Consider the following 20,052-nt stretch of genomic DNA (forward strand, 5'->3'; position numbering starts at 1 on the left):
GGGACGGTGAACGGACCTGAGGACGATGCCGCTCACCGAGCTGGCACCGTATGGCGTCGGCTCAATCGATCTTCGCGGGCTTGCTTGAGCCGGATGCATGGAAATCGTGCACGTCCGGTTCTGAGGGGGCGGCGGCGCAGCAATGCGCCGTCGCTACCCGGCCGTTGCGTGCTGATCAACATCTGATCGAGAGTTCTTGCGCCAGTCGCCGAGTGGATGCCGGATGCTGGCTACGTGAAGCGTTTGCGGAGCGTCGGCGCCTCCTGGGCGATGATACTGGCGTGGTTCACGCAGCACGCGCCGAACGAGCTCACTGGTTTTCGTTCCCCGTCTGCTCAGCAAGACCTTCGTGCTGTTGAGGAGACCATGGGCATGCCCTTGCCGGCCGATCAGGTGGAGTGGTGGCAGCTGACGGACGGAACCGACGAGGCCCGGTTCGTCCGTCTGATTCCACTGGCGTATCGACCGCTGTCCGCGCGGGACGCCGTGCTGTTCCATCGGAGCATGGTCAGCTTCGCGCCAGAGGAGCCGGAATCGTCCCTGCATGCAGCGGCACCAGCCGGATCACCCAGCGAAGGAGTGTGGCTACCGCAATGGCTGCCTATCGCCCGCGATATCGGGGGTGGCTTCCTATTCCTTGACCTGCGCCGAGGCCCGCTCTTCGGGTGCGTCGGCCGGCACCGGAAGGACGAGTGGCGATATGAGGAGCCAGTTTGGTCCAGCGTCGCGGAGATGCTGGCGGACGTCGCCGATGCTCTCACCGAGAACACCGAAATCGACTGGTGGCATGCTGGCGTAGACGATGATCGCCTAGTTTGGCTGATGGATTAGCGACTTGGTCCAGTGCCGGCCGCTTACCTCGACGACCGCTCTGGCGCTCCTAACGAGCTCGCGACGTCGGCGCACTCATCTGCGGCGAAGAACGAACTCGAAGCCTCGAGGATATCCAGTAGACCGCGCCCGGCGGACCCGACTAGGTCGTTCCACATCTCTGCGGTTTTAACTAGGCTGCCGTTGGCGAATGTTGGCGAATGTTGGCGAATGTTGGCGAAATCGATTTCCGAGGGAACACCATGGGCGTGCTGTACGACTACTTCAGGGCTCCCAGTGTGGCCGACGTGTGTCGGCACATGAGTGAGAGAGATGCATCCTCGCCCGTACCAGAAGTCTTCGATGGATTCGAACTTAAGGGCATCGATCCGTCGGTGACATTAGGCATGCTGATCGCATTCTCGGCGGACCAGGAGTGGAGCGTGGGCCTGGTTAACGAGCGTGTGATTTGGCCGGAAGGTCGCGATCAAGACACGGAGTACGGCGGGCCATGGGCGAGTGTTCTCAATGATCGGGTCCGAGACGTCCTTGCTGACATCCCGGCCGATCGCGTGTCAGCGCTGGCCGAGCGATGGGCCGCCATCGAGGAGTTCAGCGGGCGGGGTGATGTCGTGTTGTTGCGAGAGTTGATGGCTGATTTCACGACCTTGGCCGTGCATGCACGTGAGCACGGCGAGTCCCTCTATTGCTGGAGTTGCCTGTAGGTATCGGTTGACCTCGTAACAATCGGTCAGCCGCCTCTCCAGTCGCGCGAGGGTGAGGATCTTCCGGTTGAGCTTCTTGGATCAGGCTACGAATCGCCCTCTTCTGCCGCCGACAGTCCTTCGACTCGGTCCGGGGCTCAGGACAAGTGGGATGACGCCCGGTCGTGCGAGGGAGTCGGGTACTCGGCCTTGCGGAGGGCTCGCACTTCGCGTGCCCAGCGCGGGAAAAGTGGGTTCACCATGGCATACCCGTTCCTAGGGAGGAGGATGACGTGGTGCGGGTCCTGTTCGATGACGAGGTTGCCGTGGCGTTTCGCTCCTTCTCGTTCGAGAGTGATGCCGGCGATGACGATGACGGCGAACGTGAGGAGCTGGACAGCCGCGGGGGTCAGGTGAACGGGATCTGCGGTGCGGCGATCCCCGGTGTTCTCGAATTCACCACTGGTCTGCACACCGGCGATGTACCGGTGCGAATCGAGGTGCACGACAGCGAACCGGAGGCCGATCCGGTCTGGCAGGAGGTTGTCGAGGTCTCGTTCAGGCCACGGGTTCCCGGCGTGTGCATCGGCATCTGGGCGGACGCGCCGATACCGCTGCCGGACCTGGAGGTTCGCGACTACCGGACGCGTTTCTGCGGAGTCGGCTTCGATAACGACGACGACGGGATCACCGATCCTCCGGAGCGCTATCTGCTCCAGTTCTGGCCGGCGCTCCCGGCGCCCGACGTGATTGTGCGGCAGACCAGTAGTGTGGCCGCGTACTGGCATCGGGTTGCGCAGCAGACGCCGGCACCGCCATCCGCCGAGGAACGAGCTGCTGCCCGGCAACAGAAACGCGCCGAGCAGGAACGTCAGCGTCGCGAGGAACATGAGCGGTTCCGCCGTGCGGACGAGGCGCGTTATTGGGGCGGCCGGGCTCCCGACAGTGACAGCTTGCGAGACATTGCGCCCCGCGCCGTGGGACTGGCCCGCATCGACCGGGATCTGGTCGACGAGATCGCCGCGGCCGGCCCCGTCTCGCAGCGCGCCATGGCGGCCTGGGCGGCCCGGGAAACCTGCCGCCGAGCCGGCATGGCCGAACTGGCCTGGGTTTCTGAGGCACTCGACGCGCTGGACCGCGGCGAGCCTCCACCGGCATCGTTCGCCACTTTCGACGACGCGTTCGCCCGGTGGCACGGGGTCTCGCCGGAGGAGATCACCCACCACGCCACTGTGAGCGTAGGTGCCCGCAGTGAACGGCCGAGGATTGCGCCCGAGGTGTCGGCGATGCACGCTGTCGTCTTCGCGAGGGAGGACAATCCCCTGGAAGCAGCTGTCGACACGGTAAAGACAGCAGCAGAGGTCATCCCGGAGGAGAAGGCTGCGGTGATCGCCGCATTTCGCGCCAGGTTTGCACTGCCCCAGCCCAGCACGCCGTGATGACGCTGATCAACGGCTCTGCCAATCATCAGGAGGACATACTCTTCTAACCGCTGTCCGCGCTCACGTTGGCCGCCGCCATCACGACCGGTGGTCGGCCGTTACTGGCGGGCGGCTTGCGGTGACCAGAGGCGTGCGTCTCTCGGGTCAGTCCCCCACGAACCACAGGTAAAGATGGGAGCCGCTCTCGACTTCCCTACTCAGCCTTTCGGCTTCTACCGCGGCGTCTTCTCCGATGACGGTTCGAACATTTTGATCGGAGAGTTCCCGCCGCAGCCTCTCAGTCTGCCGTGAGTTGAAGATGGCGTCCGCATATGGCAGCAGGCTACTGAGGCACGGGAAGATCTCCGGATCCAGCCGCGCTAGTGCGTCGGACCATCGGATGCCATGGGAGCCATGAGTGACTACCTCACCGCTCTCACTACGCACCTGCATGTCGATCACTACAACGTCCTTCCGTCGCCCAATTCAGCCTTGCCGGCGACACACTGTCACGCCGCCGATCGAGCGCAGCTCGCAGGACAGTCGGAACGCTCGGCGCGTCGTGCTCGTAGCCGACCGCACCCTCACGACATAGACGGGCCGTACGGATACCTCTGACATCATGAACACGTGCCGAAGCCTAAAAAGCCTGCCTGGAAGGCAACCGCTCGCACGCTGGTGCTCTACAACCCAGAGGGGCAGTGGCGCTTCGCCATTTACAACGACGCGGGGATCATCGACGGCGGGATCCCTGACGCCTCAGCGAAAATCCCTCCAGATGAGGCTCAGGCATGGCTGCTGGCCAATGTTGAGGAGATCACCGAGCAGCGATACGTCGCCGCGTGGAAACAGAACCAGCCTCATTGGTGGTCGGCTGACCTGACCGTGGTCTCGTAGACAGGCGCTTACCGGACGTACATGCTCTCATGCCGCAGATAACGCGCGTCGCAGCGTCCTGTGGCTGGTCTTACCGGCGGAATTTGCGCTCGCCGCGCAGGCCAGTGCCGCTGGCTCTCGCCTGGTTCGTGGTTAGCTGTCCGCCCGGTGGCCGTCTCGTTGACGCTCGCTTCCGCCGACCAGGAGTTCCAAGGCGTGGCTGACGTCGGGGGCGGTCGAGGGTTTCTGGATGTAGAACTTCTTGGTGATGCTCTCGTCGGCATGTCCGAGCTGGGCGGCGGCTTCGGTGACCAGGCCCTGTCCGCTGAGTACGGTGGCGACGGTCTTGCGGAAGACGTGGGGGCTAACCCATTTCAGGTCGGCCTGCCGTTGCAGGGCGCTGCGCAGCGACCGGCGCATGTTGTCGGGCTGCACGAACGTGCCTTTGCGGCTGGCGAAGAGGGGGTCGTCGCGGCCGTGGGGTTCTTCGGTCTTTCGGCGACTGAGCATGGCCCGGGCGAACGGGGGCAGGTGGATGGTGCGTTGCCCGGCGAGGGTCTTGGCGAATTCCTAGCGTTCCCAGCCGGTGCCTCTGAGGAAGACCATGGTGCCAGCGACGGTGAGGGTGCCGGCATGTAGGTCGATGTCGCGCCAGCGTAGGGCGCATGCTTCGCCGATTCGGCAGCCGGTGGCCAGGAGCAGGTCGAACAGGTCGGTGCAGGCGCGGCTCTTCTTGGGCCCGACGGCCTTGGTGGTGCGCCATAGGTGCAGGGCATGGCGTACCCGTTCGATCTCGTCGAAGGTCATGGCCTGGACGATCTTGTGTGGTTTCGGCAGGCGGCCGACGTCGCGGACCGGGTTGGCGGGGAGTGCGCCGTGGCGGACGGCCATGCTGAACATCTGCAATAGGGTGCCCTTGCAGCGCTGGGCCGCAGAGGGTTGGGTTCTGGCAAGGGTTTTGAGGTAGCGGTCGATCGCGCCGACGGTGGCTTCGCGGATGGGCATGTCTCCGATGGCGGGCAGGATCGAGTAGTGCAGGTTGTCGGCGTAGTGGTTGACGGTCTGTCGTTTGATCCGGTTCTCGATGAGGATCTCGTCGATCCAGGCGTCGGCGAGTTGCTCGACGGTCGAGTTCGGAGTGACATCGCTGCTGACGTCACGGGGTGCGGCTCGTAAGTGCTCGAAGTGTTCATGTTCGCCTCGCAGCGCGTTGCATAACACTTTGTGGGCGCCTCGGAGGTGGCGTCGTTGCTCGTCCGTGAAACCGTGGGCACGCCTGGCGAGGGTGATGCTGACTTTGATCAGGTGCAGGTGAGCGGGAGTAAGATTCACGAGTGTCACTGGGGCAAGCTAGCCGCCCGTGAGTAGAGCAACAGCCGCCTGAAGGTATGACCGTCGTTCAGGTGTCACCTGGTCGGGCATCACGTAGCTCGTGGTTCTGTCGTCGGTACGTCGACCACTGAGACGTCCACGCCGCGAGGTTGTGGATCCAGTCCGCGGTTGCTCCGGTCGACTTGGCGGCCCACTTCTCCGCGTTGCTTGTCGCGAATTGGTTCAGGATCTTGGGGTTGGTCAGCCGCCATGCGGGAAACCGGGTCAGCCACCGTTCGGCCTGTTCCGCGGTGTGCCCGGCACTGATCAGCCACTGCATGAGCATGGCCAGCTCGACCCATGATGCGGCCTTGGTCGCCATCGCCCAGTCGACGATCCGCAGGCCGTGTGAGGTAACGATGAGGTTGGCCGGGCCGAGGTCGGTGTGTACGAGTGTGTCGCCGGCCATCGCCTGTTGCTCGAACCCCAGTCTCGCTTTCGGGCTGAACAACGGCATGTCGGGTACCGGCGTTCGGCTGAGCGTCGTCAGTGTTTCCTCGAGGAGATCCAGGTCCGGGCTGCCGGGTGATAGGTCGGCATGTGGGCCTGCGCAGTGTTCGAAGCCAACCACCAGCCAGCCGGCTGCTTCGAAGTGCCATTCGACTGCGGGTGAGAGAGACCTGCTGACGGCCTCACTCACCCGCAGCTCGTAGCGCAGAGACCGAACCCCGAAATCACTGTGGGCCGCCTTGACGAATACCGTCCCCCGTGCCCCGGCGACGGTTGCGGCTATCTCCGCATGGTCGCCGGTCGCAGCGGGGATGACATCAGATTCGCCGACGCGGCCGGCTATCTCGTCGGTGACGGCTTCGGGTAACGCGGTCCAGTCACTGCGCATCGGTCAGATGGTCCTTCAGATTCCCGGGTTGGGCGGGCAGCAGGAGTTCGCCTCGCCGTCCCCGAACTCGGGGTCGATGTAGTAACTGGTCGCTTTCAGCGTGCGGCGGGTGTACTCCAGCGGATCAGGGGTTCCACCTGGCTGAAGAGGGTTGTCAGTTGATCCGTGTAGTCGGGATTGAGGAAGCCTTGATCTAGGCCGCACGCGCGAACGACTCGGCGGAGCTGGTGAACCTGGTTGTCGGTCGCGGCTTCTCGGCATGCCTGGTGGGCCAGGGCATCGCGTGCTGCATACCCGTCGTCGGTGGCGTGGTGCAGTACACGGGTGACGAGAGCTTTTGCTTGGGGTTCGTGGTGGCCGAGCGCGTCGATCAGGCTGAGTCCCAGCCGGGTCCAGAAGACGGCGAGACCTTCTCCTGGTGGCTGTTGGTAGTAGGTGGTGTAGGCCGCATTGTGGTCGATGGCGGTGCAGAGCAGGTATAGGCAGTCGGTGACGGCGTTCTCCCACGGCTGGCCGGGAGTGGTGTCGTGCAGCAGGGTCGTGGCTTCGGTGGTACGGCCGGCGAGGGTGTGGGCGATGACGGCGATCTGCCGGCCGTCGAGCATCCGTTGACCGATGCCGCGGTGGTGAGTCAGGCGTTCGCCGGCCTCGTCCCATCGGTGGGCGGAGGCGAGGGCGTGGGCGCCGGTGCCGAGCAGGACTTTCCAGGCCCATTGCCGGAGCTCGCGGTGGCTTTCCCCGGTGTGGGTGAGGTCGGCGGTGGCGATGATGAGGCCGTCGATCGTGATGGTCGCGCGGTTTGTGATCGCTTGGTAGAGGGCTTCCAGCATCTCCCATGCGGTGGTTCCGTCGCCGACGCGGATGCGCAGGCGTGCCAGGTTCACTACCGGTTCGAGGGCGAAGCGGCCGGGGTGGCGGCCGGTCAGGGCGAGTCGGGCGAGTCGATGGCACCAGCGTCGGGCGAGGTCGTGGTCACCGCAGTCTGAGGCGAGTAGGGCGGCCTGGTTGAAGACGTAGGTGGCGTCGGCGAGGTTGCCCGTGGCGATGGAGGACGCAGCAAGGGCGTGCAAGCTGGTCATACGGTCGGCTAGCGGGATGCAGGCAGGTCGGGGGCGCGCGATCAGAGGGAACCGCTGCGCGGTGGTGGCGTCCATCAGCCGGCCGCCGTTGCGGTGAGCGCGGTGTGGGAGCCGAAAGTGATGTCGCGGGCGGTGGCGGCGAGGGCGGCTTGTTCGTGTTCGGGTATGCCGCGCCGGTTCCACATGAAGATCACGTGGTGGCTGAGGACTTCTCGGAGCCCGCGGCGCAGCTGTCCGCTGTCGTGGATGCGCCGCAGCGCGGCGCCGGTGGTGGTGAAGGCGTCGAGCCAGGTTCTTTGCTCGGCGAGCGGGGCTTCGTCAGTGTGGGTGAGGCTGGCCGGATCGACGGTGAGCAACTGTTGGACGGCGTCGCGGAGGGCGTCGATGTGGGAGGGGTTGGCGAGGTTCCGATGGTCGGCGACGCGGGCCCAGACGTCGCCTTGTTCGTACCAGTCGAGGCTGGCGGCACGCATTATCGCGGTGCAGAGCAGGATCGACAGCTCGCGGATGCATCGCGGATGAGTGGCCGTTCGAGTCAGTAGATGGCGGCTGTCAAGGTGCCAGAGCCGGTGCGCCAGGCGCATGGCGCGTTGCCCGCCGAAGGCGGTGGTCTCCGGTTCATAGATCACCGCGGTCACGTTGCTGAGATGACCCTGAAGGCACAGGTCGTCGAGGAGGTCGCGGACCCGGTTGGTGTGGATGTCTCGGGGCCGGGTGGGCAGGTAACGCAGCCGCCATTGATGGCCTTTGCGGATGATGAACCAAGCGCTGATCAGCTGGTCGGCTTCCGCGGTGGTGAGGATGGGGCACAGGTGGGTGACTGCGATCCGCTCGGCGAGGGCCGGGTCGCTGAATTGCAGGTTGGCTTGCTGCCACGGGGAAGTGTGCACGGGTGACCTCCGGCATGGGAGTGGGTTAGGCGAGCAGGAGGTACGCGTCCCAGTTGGTGAGGCAGCTACCGGTGTGGGCCGTGTGCAGGGCGAGTGCTGCTCCGGCGGTGCCGTCCATCAGTTCCGGTGCGTCCGGCGGTGCGACGGCCAGCTGTCGGGCCAGGTCGTCCGCGAGCCCGCGGATGGCGGTGATCAGTTGGGTGGCCAGGTGCGGGTTGGTGCTGGAGGCGGCGGTGCGCCAGGCGGCTTGCAGCAGACCGGCCTTACCGTGGCACAGGCCCGGTTCGAGCAGCTGGGCCTGTTGATGTGGATCGGTTAGGGCGGTCACCATCGCGGCCTCGGCGCGGCGGGATCGGACGGCATCCTGGAGGGCGAGGCCGGCTAGTTGCTGGGCGCGGGCGGTACCCGCCGTGCCGTAGCACCAGGACGGGCGGTGCGGTGCGGGCGCCGCCGGGGTGTCGGTGATGTAGGCGGGCCACCACGAGGTGCCGGTGACGTCATCAGCCTGGCGGTGCTGGTCGAACCAGGCGCAGAGCCGGGCGAGCGCGTCGAGGATGCCGGGTGGCCGCTGCCCGGCGAGTACGGCCAAGGCGAGCAGCGCGGTGACGGCGCTCATGCCGTGGGCGATGCCGAGGTTGCCGTGCCCGCGCGGGAAGCGATCGTCTGGGGTGCCGCCGAGGCCCGCGTTGAGCCACCACGGCGGCCGCCCGGCCTTGTGGCTCCAGCCTGCGGTGAGCCGGATCAGGTAGCTGAGGACTTCGAGGGTGATCGGCTGATCGGGATGGTGGCGCAGGTGGTAGACGCCGAGCCCTGTCAGTCCGTGGATGAGGTCGAACTCGCGCATGGTCAGCGGCGTGCCGGCGGCGATGCGGGCGTGAGCGGCGGCAAGCCGTTGGCGGGTCAGGATGGTGGTCTGCTCGTCGAGAGCCGCTACCGCCCGTGGGTAGCCGCCGAGGTTGGTGGCGGCGTTGTGCAGCAGCATGGCCAGGGCGGGCGCGCCGGCGAACAGGTTGGCGGCGGCGCCGGTGCTGACCGGTCCTGCCGCTGCTGTGCGGATCCAGCGGTGGGCGAGAGCTTCGTCGCCGTGCCCGGTCACGGCCCGTTCCAGGTGCAGCAGGGCGATGCCGGCCGCACCGCCGGCCAGCGACTGCGGATGGGTCCGGCCGTCCTCGGAGGTGCCGATGACGGCGGGATCACGCAGCTGGTCGGCGATGGCGGCGACGGTGGCACCGACGTTTTTCCCGGCGGTAACAGTGGTGGTCATGACCGACTCCCGGCGCGGGCGGCCCAACTCAGCGCGGCGGCGCGAGCCAGGTGCAGACAGACGGCTTCCGCGGCCCGGTCGGGGCCGGCGACGCGGGTGTGATGCAGGTGCAGCAGGTCGGGAAGCAGAGTGGCCGCTTCGATGCCGGCACCGTGCAGGGCCTTGCGGTACTCGGCCAGTGCGGCTGCCCGCGACTGCCAGCACTTCAGAACCGCCGCGCCGGACGGGGCCGCGGCCAGCGTGGCTCGTACCGGGCCGGCGAGCTGCATGGCCTGGTCGTAGACGGCGCGGGCTGGCGCCGGTCGCTGGGTACGGACATGCTCGGTCAGCCAGTGCCGGGCGTTGTCTGGGCCGTCGAGCAGCACGGTGGCGAGGTCGAGCATGCTGGCCGCGGTCATCGCCTGCCGTGCCGGCCCGTCCCGCCGGGCGGTGGCGGTCAGTTGTGCCTGCACTGCGGCGGAGTCTGCGGCGAAGACCTGCTCCGCCGCTGGGTAGGCGTCGAGGCCGCCGAAGCGGCTCACCTCGTGGAAGTCGGTGTCGACCTGCGCTCGGCCGCTCAGCCGCTGCTCGCGTAGCCGCCGCACCCACTGGTGCACACGCGCCGGGTCGACGTCGGTGAGACGTAACCGCAGGTGAGGATCGGGATCATGGTACCGCTGGAACCACCACGGCCCTGGGACATGGTCGACGAGACCGGGCAGATGCTCGGTGAGGATCCGGTCCTGCTGATCGAGGCTGGCGTACACCTTCAGGTAGGTGTGGGGGCCGCCGGGCAGCACGCCGTGGCGGCGAACGTCGACGACCGCTCCGAGGCGTGGCGTCGGTACGGGCGGTGTCGTCGTGACCAGTGGGATGACGATCTCGTGGGCCCGGTCACCGATCCAGGCGGCACCGTCGGGTGCTTGGCGTAGCACGGCGACGTGGTGGCGGGTGAGGTAGTCGCGCAGCAGCACCCGGTGAGCGGGCAGTTGCAGGTCGATGACCAGGCACTGGTCGCCGCTGCCGATCGACACTGCCGTTGGGCAGCCGGTGGTCTCACACCATTGTGAGAGTTCGTGGTCCCATGTGTCGTAGCTGGCAGTGGCGGTGGGCAGGTCGTCCTCGGTCAGCCGCCAGCGGGCAGCGCTGAGCACCGTACGGCCGTAGCGCACCGCAGGCAGGAACGGCAGGTCGTGGGCTGCAGGGCCCCACTCGAACGGATGGCACGGGGTGGCCAGGGCGGTCGATGCCTCCGCCAGGAACCGCACGACGGGCAGCATCTGCCGGTCCGGAGCGGCCGCTGTCATCGGCACAGGCTGCACCGGCCGCCGCTGCGACAGGCTGATCAGGTAGAGCCGGGCCGGATCGGCGGTGACGGCGATGTCGTCCAGCGGAATCCGCCGCGGATCGTCGCCGGTGTGGCACTCGGCCACGGGAATCAGGAACGGCAGGACCAGCGGTGCGCGGGCCACATCCATGCTGATCGCGTAGCGGGTCGGCGCCGCGAGTTGCGCGATCAGTGCCCTGTCGACGATCGGCGGCGTGCCAGCGGTGTACGCGGCTGCCATCCGGCCCTGATCGGCGGGATCCAGCAGGTCCATGACGCGTCCGGTGCTGGTGCCCGCGTTGCGGGATACCCGTACCACCGACAGCGTGAACCGGCCTTCCCGGATATCGGGTAGATCGTGCGCGTGGACACGCACCGTCAGTTCGGTGGTGTTCTGCACCGTCTCCGGCCGCTCGGGAGCCAAGGCGTCCAACTGCCGGTCGTCCAGGACGATCTCGTGCTGCCGGGTCAGGGCGGCGCGCTGCGCCAGTGCGATCAACGCACGGTCCCGGTCGGTGACTACCGGTGCAGGTGCCGGGTCGGCGCCCTCGAAGCCGGCCGGGTAGCCGAGTCCGAGAACCGGCTCGACGGCGTCGAGCACCGGAACGAGCGCGTACGGGCCGAAGCGTTCGAGGAACCGGCGGTGCCAGCCTGCCCAACCCGTCAGAGCCGGGACAGCCAGCCGGGTCAGCGCGGCCGCAGCCCGGCACGCTTCGGCAGGCACCTCCGGTGGCACGGTGACGTCGGCGTTCAGGCGCAGGTCGACGCCGACCGCCGGTTCGGCGTCGACCGTCGCGGCCGTCGCGATGATCTCGCGTCGGTGGGCTCCGGCCTCGACCTCGTTGGCGGCGGTATCGTGCCGGTGCTTCTGTTCGGCGAGCCGACCCAGCGTCTCCCGGAGACCGTCTGAGTCCGTGTGCTGTCCGGGGTTGGGCGTGGCGGCAGGAAGCTGTTGCAGGGCGGTGACCAGGACGGCGAGGGGGTCGGTGGTTGCCATCGACGGCCGGAGGCTGGTCACCAGCAGGTGCTGTTGCACCAGTTGGGTGATCAATCGGTCGGCGGCTGCCGGTTCGGCGGCGCACCCGGTGACGACAGCGGCGCACAGATCCGTCCACCGGATCGGCCGGGCCGCGGCGGTAACCGCAGCACGGACGGCGCCGGTGGCGCGAACCCGAACATGTTGCGGTGCTCCGGTCACGGACGTGCTGGCACGGTGCTCCAGCCACAGTTCACCGCCGCGTTCGACGAGCAGATCGTTGACCCGCAGCCACAGGTGTGGCCGGATCGTCGGGTCGGTCTCCAGCCGTGTCAGCACACCGGCGAGCCAGGGCATCCGGATCCGGGCCACCGGCCGATGGGCGGTGCCGACCCGAACGTCCCCGGAAGCGCCGACACGGGCCGCGGCGATGCCGGCGAACAATCCGTACGGGGTGGCGCGGGTCGTCGCCCGTAGCAGGTAGCGCATCACCGCAAGGACCACGCGGCGGGTATCACGGGCCGTCGCCTGCCCAGCCAGTACGGCAGTGACCCGCCGGGCCAGGTCCGGGCTTGCGTGTTGCAAGGCTGCTGCGAATCCGGGGATCTGCCGAGTGTGGCTCAGCCACTGCGGCCACGAATCGGCCGCGTCCGGGCTGGTCAGGTCAGGCCACGTATCGGCCTGCTCCGGCGTGCAGACGGCCGCACGGAGCAGCAGCGCGTCGTTCAGACTTCGATACACGGCGTCTCCCAGCCCGGTGGTCGGATGGAGCGGGGCAGGGGTGCCCGGTGGGGGCCTGTCAGCTGGCCGGGCACCCCTGAGTGGGGTGAAGCGGTGAGTTGGGTCAGCAGCTGGTGCAGGCGGACTGACAGGTACTGCCGCAGCCGTCGTTGGTCATCTTGATGATGTGGTCGACGGTGTCGCCGGCCTCGATGAACGTGATGTCCAGGTCCTCGATGCCGGTGTCTGCCAGCGGGGTCTCGGCCGCCGGGGCAACGGTGCTGCGCTCCACGGTGGGTGCCGTCATGACAACCTCCTTGAGTCAGGGGGTGGTTCTCCCGGCCGGCTGGCCGGAAGCTTCTCTTCTAGGGCCAGCTGATCGCGAGCATTCCGTGACGTTTCGTGGACCGCCAGCCGGTCAGGTCGCTGATGTCGCTGCTGGTCGGGTAGTAGACGATGTTGGCGGCGCCGCGGCGGAAGTGATCGGTGCCCCAGTCCTGGATCAGGGTGAGCAGCTGCCGGCCGACCGTCTCGGCGTCGGATCCGTGGGCGCGTACGCCGGCTTCGTATCCGCTGGTGAACGTGTCGTTGGCGCGTTTGATCCGGTACGCGAAGCTGCCGCCCCGCACGAGAGCGGGAATGCCGTGCCGCACCGCGGGGTCGACCACACCGTCGTCGACGGCCTTCTGCGCGGCGTGCATCATCACCATTCCGGACCCGCCGGTGGTCAGCTGGAACAGGGCGAGCTCGTCGGGCATGTCGAAAGCAGTACCGGCCCAGAGTTCAACGGCCGGGGTGTGCAACGCCTCGCGCAACATCGCCACGTCGAAGTCGTGCTTCTGCCCAGATTCGAGGCGCAGGCCGATGTCTTCGGTGACGCGTACCAGGTCCTCGCTGACCGCTCCGTCACCCTGCATCGGCACGAAAGCGCCGAGACGGTAGCTGCCGGCGGTCAGGTTCTGGCCGGTGCGGTCGAACGCGATCAGCCGGGTGATGCCCGCGAACCTGAGCGGAACGACGATCCGGCCGCTGTCGGTGAGTTGCTCCAGCCACGACTCGGGGATGTCCCAGGCGCCTACCGTCACCATGATCCGGTCGTACGGGGCATGCTCGTCGACGCCATGCTCGGCGTCGGCTTGCACGACGCTGACCCGCTCGTAGCCGGCCCGCGCGAGGCATTGCTTCGCCCGCTGCACCACGCCTGGGTCGATGTCGACGGTCGTCACGTGCCCGCCCGGTCCGACGATCTCCGCGATCAACGCCGCGTTGTAACCCCCGGAGCCGATCTCCAGAACGCTCATGCCCGGCTCGATGCCGGCCATCTCCAGCATGATCGCCTGGATGTGCGGTGCCGACACGACGCTGGACTCGGTGCCGTCGGCAAACAGCACCGCCTCAAGGGTCGCGTCGGTGTCGTACACCCGCGTCAGGTCCTTCTCGTGCGGCGCGAACACGTGCCGAGGCACCGTTGACAAAGCGGCCACCACCGGTGCGGAACTCAGGAGGCCCTGCTCCCGCAGCGAGTCGACCATGGCGGTGCGTAGCGCAGCGGGATCGTTCTCGTGGGTAACCGTCATGAGTAACTCCCATTCCTGTTGTGGAGCGATGTACGAAGGCCGTTCGCGGCCTGCCGGCCATGCGGCTAATCCCGGCGCGTTGGTCCAGCTGATGAAACGCTCGTACAGGTCCGGTGGTGGCCCGCTCGCCGCGGCTGCCCAGTCATCGATCGCCTCGATCAAGTACGAGGCGAGAAGGACCGACAAGCCGTGCGGGAAACTCCGGTACTGGTCGGCGAGTTCGACCTTGGCGAGGGCACACGGCCACGGCTCGCCACACACCGTGCAATCCCACGCAGGTCGTTCACCCTGATGCGCCGTACGAGGAATCAGCATGATCGAGATCGCCCCGCCCGGTACTCCTGCGCCGGGGTGAGCGCACCGGCGCGACCGACCTGGAGCAGCGGCATAGTTGGATCCGCCCATCGCGGCACACGCGGGGCGCGATCACCGGTAACGGGCAGAACCCGACACTCCTGCCGCTGTCGGTTGGCTTCGATCCGTACCTCCAAGCAAGGCCACGGCAGGCCGCAAACGCAGCGCGACCGACCCAGGATCCGCCACCACGGCCGCGTTCGTCGCGTATGCATAGTGCCTCCTGATCCACTGGTCGCCGGAGAACATCAGGGGTCCTTCGGGTGCGGTGCAGGCCGGCGTTGCTGCGCCAGACCGGAACCCCGTGAGCCCTTGAAGCTTCGCCGCCCACGGCCGAACCGTGCTATGCCGCACTGTGCATAGCGCTATGCGTCGCCGGGATAGCCGATATCACGAGTGCCTGGCGATGCCTGCCGTACCCAGCGGCGAGGGGAGGTCTTTGGCTACCGTGCGGGCATGGTGGTGGAGCCGAAACGAGCGAGCGAGTGGACGGTTCACGGAGAACAGGTCGTCGACGACACCCGTCGTGCGGTGCTGAGCATCGCCGAGGTGGAGCTACCTGATGGTGTGCGGTTCGAGCAGTACGTTCTGCGCGTGCCGAGCGCCGCCATGGTCGTAGTCCTCGACGGCGAGCAGCGTGTTCTGATGCTGTGGCGCCATCGCTTCATCCTGAACCGCTGGGTCTGGGAACTGCCCGGCGGTTACCTCGACCCGGCTGAGGAGCCGGTGACCTGCGCTGCCCGGGAGGTCGAGGAGGAGACCGGCTGGCGTCCCCGCAGTATGGAGAAGCTGATCAGCTTCCAGCCCATGGTCGGCAACATCGACCAGGAGCGCTATCTACCTTGCTCGAGGCGCGGACTTCACCGGCGCAGCCCCCGACATCAACGAGGCCGAGAGCATCGGCTGGATCCACCTCGACGAAGTCCAGCAGTACATCAACGACGGCATGATCGTCGGCGCTGGCTCCATATCCGGCCTACTGTCAGTGCTCTTGCTGAGAGCGACCGGCAACCTCTAAAAACATGCTCGCCTGCGATGAAAGCCCCGGCAGAAGCTCTGGCTGGCGGGGCCGTAACCAGAGGATGCGCTACACGCCAAGTGCCTGAAGATGATCGGCGAATGACTTGACCAGGCTGTCCAGGACAGCCTCACCCTTGGCCGCTGTGCCCTCCGAAGGGCGACCGATCACACCGTGCTCGGTGTACGCGGCCATGCCGTCGACCAGGAGGAACGGCCGGTCGTCAGCGGCATGATCCAGTGATGACGCACCGTTGCGCACGGCTGCGGGAAGGACCGCGGACAGTATCGACAACTCGAGCTCGCCAGCGTGCATGTCCTCATGGTCATCGGTGACCAGGCCGGCTGCCTTGCGCGCTGTCCTCCACTCGCCGTGCGACGGAAACAGCGTCATTGACTTAGCGTGAGCCGTGTTCGCCGTCTGGACGACGTTGCTGAGGAAGTAGTTGCCGCCGTGCCCGTTGACGATGGCCAGCTTCCGGATGCCCTGCCTGGACAGCGATTCCACGACATCCTCGATGATCGCCGTTACCGTCGTGTGGGTCAGGCTCACGGTCCCGGGCCACGCAGCATGTTCCTGAGAGCAGGACATCGTTATCGGCGGCAGGACCAGGACGTTGTACACCGCCGCGAGACGGTTCGCGATCGCCACGGGCACGATGGTGTCCGTCGCGAGCGGCAGGTACGGGCCGTGCTGCTCGAAACTACCGATAGGCAGTACCGCGATGGCCGGACGCCGCTCACGAACGTCCGCCGTGGTGGTCAATGGGATCAAGTCCATGGCGTCGATACTGGCATTGCGCCCATGACGCTCGCCCGGTAGCGGGTCAGGAAGGTATCCACAACAGCACTACCGCGGCTCGGCCGTAGCACGACCGCCACCGGCGCCAGGGCCTTCACAATGCGTGTCGATCCTGTGCGGTGGGCGATATCGAGCGCTCGAAGTCCGTCAGCGGCGCTCTGCTCCGGGTGGTCGACCATCCGGCATTCGGCGAGGTAGGCGGTCCACATGCCGACGTCGATGACTTCTGACGGCTGGCCCACGCTCAGGAGCTCCTCGAATCGAGCACGAGCTTCACGGTGTTCGCCGAGCAGATAAAGGCACCGTGCGCGAGCCGCGTCGATGTAGCGAGCGTCGCAGTGGCGCGCCATTTCATCATCGGGAGCCCGCAACGGCTCGTCCGCCAGGCTTTGAGCTGTTGCGAGGATGGTCAAGCTTTCGTCACTGCCGGCCAGCGCCAGCCCTTCTGACAGCCGGGTCAGGCACAGCGACTTGGTTTTCGGCGGAATGAGATCGTGGTTCTTCAGCGCCCGCCGTGACAGCGATACCGCGGTCATGGCATCGCCGCTGTCGACGGCGTGCTGGCTACGGCGCATGACAACGTACGCCTCGAGGACCGGGTCGCGGGCTTGCTCGGCTCGTCGGTGCGCCCGTTCCAGCCACCCCTCCGATCCGGGAAATCCGCCGTTGGCGCAGATCCAACTCATGAACTCCGACCAGCGGGCATCCGCCACGGCCACCCCTGCCTCCAGCTCCGGGCGGCGCCGCCAGAGTTCTTCCAGGCTGCGGATCTGTTGGGCGGCGAGCTGGTTGAGCACCGGCCAGCTGATCACATCGGCCATGCCGGTGAGGTTGTTGAGCTGGGTGAGCCATGCTCCGGCAAGAAGCTCCACCACCTCCGTCTCGGCGGTGGCCACATGTTCCTGCCGTAGTGCCAGCTCTTCCTCTGCTGATGTGCCGGGCGGTGCTGACGTCGCGTTACGTTCAAGACCTGCCGGTACTGCAACTGCCATGACGGCCCTCGCTGCGGAATCATGCCGGTCGCCGTTGGACCGCCCATGCGAATCAGGGTCGACGAACCACAGGAGGTGCGCCGGGACGCCAAGCAGCCGCGCCCAGAACCGCAGCAGACCGAGATTCAGCTCCGCAGGGCCCGTCTCGATTCTGCAGATCTGGCTCTGCGACTTCAGTGCCCACGACCCGACGATTTCCTGCGAGATGGGTATTCCATGCGCCGGATGAGTCCGGTAGGCCGCAATCAGTCTGCCCATGTGATGATCCGCAGCCGCGGCCCTGATCGGCGGATGATCCCAGAACTCGGCAGGTACGGACGGAGGCCGCTCGCGGAGCGTCACGAGCCGGCGTGCGCAAATCTGGCAGTAGCGCTCTTGATGGTCACGGGCCAACGGCATGTGGCACCGTCGGCACCGCCGGTGACTTTCGGGCATCGTTGGCCCTTTCGTCTGTCCCGCTGACCGTGCGAATCCCGAAAGCGACGGCCGAGCGTATCCATCAGCGTCAGGTCTGAGGCGGTCAAGGTTACGCGGGAGCACCAGTGAATTGCGCTACGTGACACAGCGGATCACGAACAACCTGGACACGGCGGCCGCCTGGCTCTCTTTTGGGAAATTCGCACCCGAACGGCCACGGCCGATCCAGAGGGTTGGGTCGGCCGTGGCCCTCGAATCTTCCCTATGCGGCTTCGCGGGGGATCAGGTTGGCGGCGGCGTCGGCGTTGGGGCGTCGGAGGTCGAGGATTACGGAGGTGTAGGTGTCGGAGGTGAGTCCGATGGTGGAGTGGCCGAGGACTTCCTGGATCTCTTTCATGTCGGCGCCGCCGTGGCGCAGGTAGGTGGCGGCGCAGTGCCGCAGATCGTGTAGGCGTACCGGTGGTAGGCCGCTGGCATTGACGAGGTAGTCGAAGCGTCCGCTGATGGCTTGGGGGTGCCAGGGCTGGCCGTTGGGACGTACGAAGAACAGCCCGGTGTTCGGCCAGGTGTCGCCGCTGACCTGTTGCCAGCGGTTGCGCATGTCGAGGTAGGCGGTGAGCCCGGCGACGGTGGTCGGGCCGAGGGGGATGATGCGGTCTCCGGCGTCGCTTTTCACTTTGCGGGTGACGGGTGTGTAGCCGACGGCGGTGATCTGCTGGACGACGCTGAGGTAGGCCTCGTCCAGGTCGACGTCGAAGTCGCGGAGGCCGATGGCTTCGCCGCGGCGTAGGCCGCGGTGCAGGATCAGCTCGAACAGTGGGTAGAGCACGGCGTCGTGTTTCTGGGCGTAGTCGAGGAACTGTCCGGCCTGCTCGGGTCGCCACACCATCACCGGGCTGGGCCGCTGTCCGGTGGCCTTCCACTGCTCGACCGCCTTGGGCGTCCAGACGCGTGCCTTCGGGCGTGCAACGGGTTCGAGTTCGATACCCAGGGCCGGGTTGTGGGGGATGAGCCGGGAGCGGCGGACGGCGTCGTTGAGGGCCGCCCGCAGCGTGGCGTAGAGCCGCATCATGCTGGTGGGGCCCATCGGTCGGACCCCTCGAACCGAGGCGCGTATGACGGGGTCGTCGCTGGCCCGCGCGGTGCGGATCTGGGCGTTGCGCTGGTCGAGGGCGGTGAACATGGCCTGGATGTGGCTGGTCCGCAAGTTCTGCAGCGGGATGTCCCCGAGGTGCGGGATGAGCCGGCGGCGGATGTGGTCGCCGTAGGACAGGAGGGTGTTGGGGGCCAGGCCGCGTCGTCCGGCGAGCCATTCGGTGAGGTACTGGCCGGTGGTGGTCGGCACGTTGGCGGGGACTCCGGCGTGGACGCGGGCGGCGACGGTGTCGAGGCTGGGTAGGGGGTTGCCGTTCTTGCAGGCTTGGAGCATGTCGCCGATCTGGACGGCGAGGCCGGTGTCGTCGCCGGCCAGGGCGAGCAGCGAGCGGGCGTGGTCGAGTTCGGTGCGGGTGGTGTCGCGGTCGTCGAAGCCGCTGCGGCGTAGCACCCGGCGTGTCTGCCGTGGTGCGGTCGGGAGTTCGAGTTGGTAGCCCCAGGTGCCGTGGGTGGTGCTCCACGAGCCGCCGGAGCGACGGAGTTTCGGGCAGCCGCTGTTGAGTCGTTTCCCGGTGACCGGGTCTTTGCAGCCGCATCGTTTGGTGATGGATCCTTCGCTGATCACGGTTCTCCCTGTGTCGCGTGGTCGTGGACGGCGGTCGTTCTGATTGCGCCGTGGTGATCCACGCTCGACTGCGCCGAGAAGGTCAAGTCGCCGGTGGCGGGGAGGCCGAGGGCGGCGAGGATGCCGGCGATCGGGACGCGGTAGCGGGTGCCGGCGCGGATGACCGGCGCCGGGAACCGGTCGGTGCGGGCGAGGTCGTAGGCCAGGGACCGGCCGAGCCCGAAGATCCGGGCGGCGGTGGGCAGGTCGGTGACGGCGCCCAGGGCGCGGATGCGGTTCTCGGTCCACACATCGTCACGGTGGCCGGGGGCGGTGTTCGGGGTGGCGTTCATGGTGAGAGTGCTCCTGTCGCAAGAGACGGGCCGACACCGGGCGCATTCTCTTGACGCCCGCGGGCGCGGAAGGAATGCGCCGGCACTCTCAAACCGGCTCTTGTCAGCCCCGGCGAACACTCATCGATCTAACAAGGTTCTGACAGCGCCTGACGAAAGTCTGACAGTGCAGGTCAGCGCCTTGATCGGCCCGAGAGTTCGCGGCTGACGGCGCAGGCTCATTGACTTGCGAGACGTGCTGTCAGGCGGTTGTGTGCAACCGACTGACAGTCCGGTCGACCTTGCTGGGGGCGTCGTGCCGAATCTGGCCGGGATGCCTGCTGACCTGCACTGTCAGAGATCCTCGGCGGCGCGTCAGAAACCTGTCAGATCGATGAGTGTTCGTCTGAGCTGACAAACCCCGTTTTGAGGGTTGGCGTCGCCGGTATGTGCCGCGCCGAGGGAACCCGGCCGGGACGTGGACACGCCGGTATCCGACGGTCATACGGTCGCCTGCGCCGCGGCCCGGCGACCGGATCGGGGTGGTCGGCCCCAACGGCGCCAGCAAGACCACCCTGCTGCGGGCTGGGTGACACCGGTCGAAGTC

Annotated in this window: 15 protein-coding genes and 2 pseudogenes; 5 read left to right on the forward strand and 12 right to left on the reverse strand. The window is 67.1% G+C overall.

The window, feature by feature from the left end:
• Positions 1-234 precede the first annotated feature (234 nt).
• From Q0Z83_RS44415 to Q0Z83_RS44430, 4 genes are all read left to right on the forward strand, one after another.
• Entirely contained in the window at positions 235-831 is a 597-nt protein-coding gene (locus Q0Z83_RS44415; RefSeq protein WP_317789518.1) for an SMI1/KNR4 family protein, read from the forward strand.
• A gap of 242 nt (positions 832-1,073) precedes the next feature.
• Positions 1,074-1,535 (forward strand): hypothetical protein, encoded by a 462-nt coding sequence (locus Q0Z83_RS44420; protein ID WP_317789519.1) that lies wholly within the window; start codon positions 1,074-1,076, stop codon positions 1,533-1,535.
• Between the two features lie 272 nt (positions 1,536-1,807).
• On the forward strand, positions 1,808-2,953 hold the full coding sequence (locus tag Q0Z83_RS44425) for a hypothetical protein (RefSeq protein ID WP_317789520.1): 1,146 nt from the start codon (positions 1,808-1,810) through the stop codon (positions 2,951-2,953).
• 612 nt (positions 2,954-3,565) lie between these two features.
• Entirely contained in the window at positions 3,566-3,832 is a 267-nt protein-coding gene (locus Q0Z83_RS44430; RefSeq protein WP_317789521.1) for a hypothetical protein, read from the forward strand.
• Positions 3,833-3,964: 132 nt separating this feature from the next.
• Here Q0Z83_RS44430 and Q0Z83_RS44435 read toward each other — a convergent pair.
• From Q0Z83_RS44435 to fxlM, 8 genes and pseudogenes are all read right to left on the reverse strand, one after another.
• Positions 3,965-5,152 (reverse strand): annotated as a pseudogene (locus Q0Z83_RS44435) (tyrosine-type recombinase/integrase).
• Between the two features lie 58 nt (positions 5,153-5,210).
• Positions 5,211-6,020, reverse strand: a complete 810-nt coding sequence (locus tag Q0Z83_RS44440; protein ID WP_317789522.1) for a phosphotransferase — start codon at positions 6,018-6,020, stop codon at positions 5,211-5,213.
• Positions 6,021-6,115: 95 nt separating this feature from the next.
• Positions 6,116-7,174 (reverse strand): hypothetical protein, encoded by a 1,059-nt coding sequence (locus Q0Z83_RS44445; protein WP_317789523.1) that lies wholly within the window; start codon positions 7,172-7,174, stop codon positions 6,116-6,118.
• Positions 7,174-7,989 carry a thiopeptide-type bacteriocin biosynthesis protein gene (locus tag Q0Z83_RS44450; RefSeq protein WP_317789525.1) on the reverse strand — a complete coding sequence of 272 codons (816 nt, stop codon included), beginning with the start codon at positions 7,987-7,989 and terminating at the stop codon, positions 7,174-7,176. The genes Q0Z83_RS44445 and Q0Z83_RS44450 overlap by 1 nt, the downstream gene beginning before the upstream one ends.
• Before the next feature lie 25 nt (positions 7,990-8,014).
• Positions 8,015-9,253 carry a lanthionine synthetase C family protein gene (locus Q0Z83_RS44455; RefSeq protein ID WP_317789527.1) on the reverse strand — a complete coding sequence of 413 codons (1,239 nt, stop codon included), beginning with the start codon at positions 9,251-9,253 and terminating at the stop codon, positions 8,015-8,017.
• The gene (locus Q0Z83_RS44460; RefSeq protein WP_317789528.1) at positions 9,250-12,276 is read right to left on the reverse strand and encodes a lantibiotic dehydratase; all 3,027 of its coding nucleotides are present in this window, start codon (positions 12,274-12,276) and stop codon (positions 9,250-9,252) included. Before Q0Z83_RS44460 ends, Q0Z83_RS44455 begins: the two co-directional genes overlap by 4 nt.
• Before the next feature lie 103 nt (positions 12,277-12,379).
• Positions 12,380-12,562, reverse strand: a complete 183-nt coding sequence (locus tag Q0Z83_RS44465; RefSeq protein WP_317789530.1) for an FxLD family lanthipeptide — start codon at positions 12,560-12,562, stop codon at positions 12,380-12,382.
• A gap of 58 nt (positions 12,563-12,620) precedes the next feature.
• Complete coding sequence (fxlM, locus tag Q0Z83_RS44470; protein ID WP_317789531.1) at positions 12,621-13,832, reverse strand: methyltransferase, FxLD system; 1,212 nt, start codon at positions 13,830-13,832, stop codon at positions 12,621-12,623.
• Positions 13,833-14,642: 810 nt separating this feature from the next.
• Here fxlM and Q0Z83_RS44475 point away from each other — a divergent pair.
• Positions 14,643-15,204 (forward strand): annotated as a pseudogene (locus Q0Z83_RS44475) (NUDIX hydrolase).
• A gap of 69 nt (positions 15,205-15,273) precedes the next feature.
• Here Q0Z83_RS44475 and Q0Z83_RS44480 read toward each other — a convergent pair.
• The 4 genes from Q0Z83_RS44480 to Q0Z83_RS44495 form a co-directional block, all read right to left on the reverse strand.
• Positions 15,274-15,984: a creatininase family protein gene (locus Q0Z83_RS44480; RefSeq protein WP_317789532.1), complete on the reverse strand. Its 711-nt coding sequence runs from the start codon at positions 15,982-15,984 to the stop codon at positions 15,274-15,276.
• Entirely contained in the window at positions 15,975-17,255 is a 1,281-nt protein-coding gene (locus Q0Z83_RS44485) for a hypothetical protein (protein ID WP_317789533.1), read from the reverse strand. The genes Q0Z83_RS44480 and Q0Z83_RS44485 overlap by 10 nt, the downstream gene beginning before the upstream one ends.
• A 421-nt stretch (positions 17,256-17,676) precedes the next feature.
• Complete coding sequence (locus tag Q0Z83_RS44490; protein WP_449701869.1) at positions 17,677-19,131, reverse strand: tyrosine-type recombinase/integrase; 1,455 nt, start codon at positions 19,129-19,131, stop codon at positions 17,677-17,679.
• Positions 19,131-19,466: a DNA-binding protein gene (locus Q0Z83_RS44495; protein ID WP_317789536.1), complete on the reverse strand. Its 336-nt coding sequence runs from the start codon at positions 19,464-19,466 to the stop codon at positions 19,131-19,133. Before Q0Z83_RS44495 ends, Q0Z83_RS44490 begins: the two co-directional genes overlap by 1 nt.
• Between the last annotated feature and the right edge of the window lie 586 nt (positions 19,467-20,052).

The sequence above is a fragment of the Actinoplanes sichuanensis genome, from assembly GCF_033097365.1.
GTDB lineage: Bacteria > Actinomycetota > Actinomycetes > Mycobacteriales > Micromonosporaceae > Actinoplanes > Actinoplanes sichuanensis.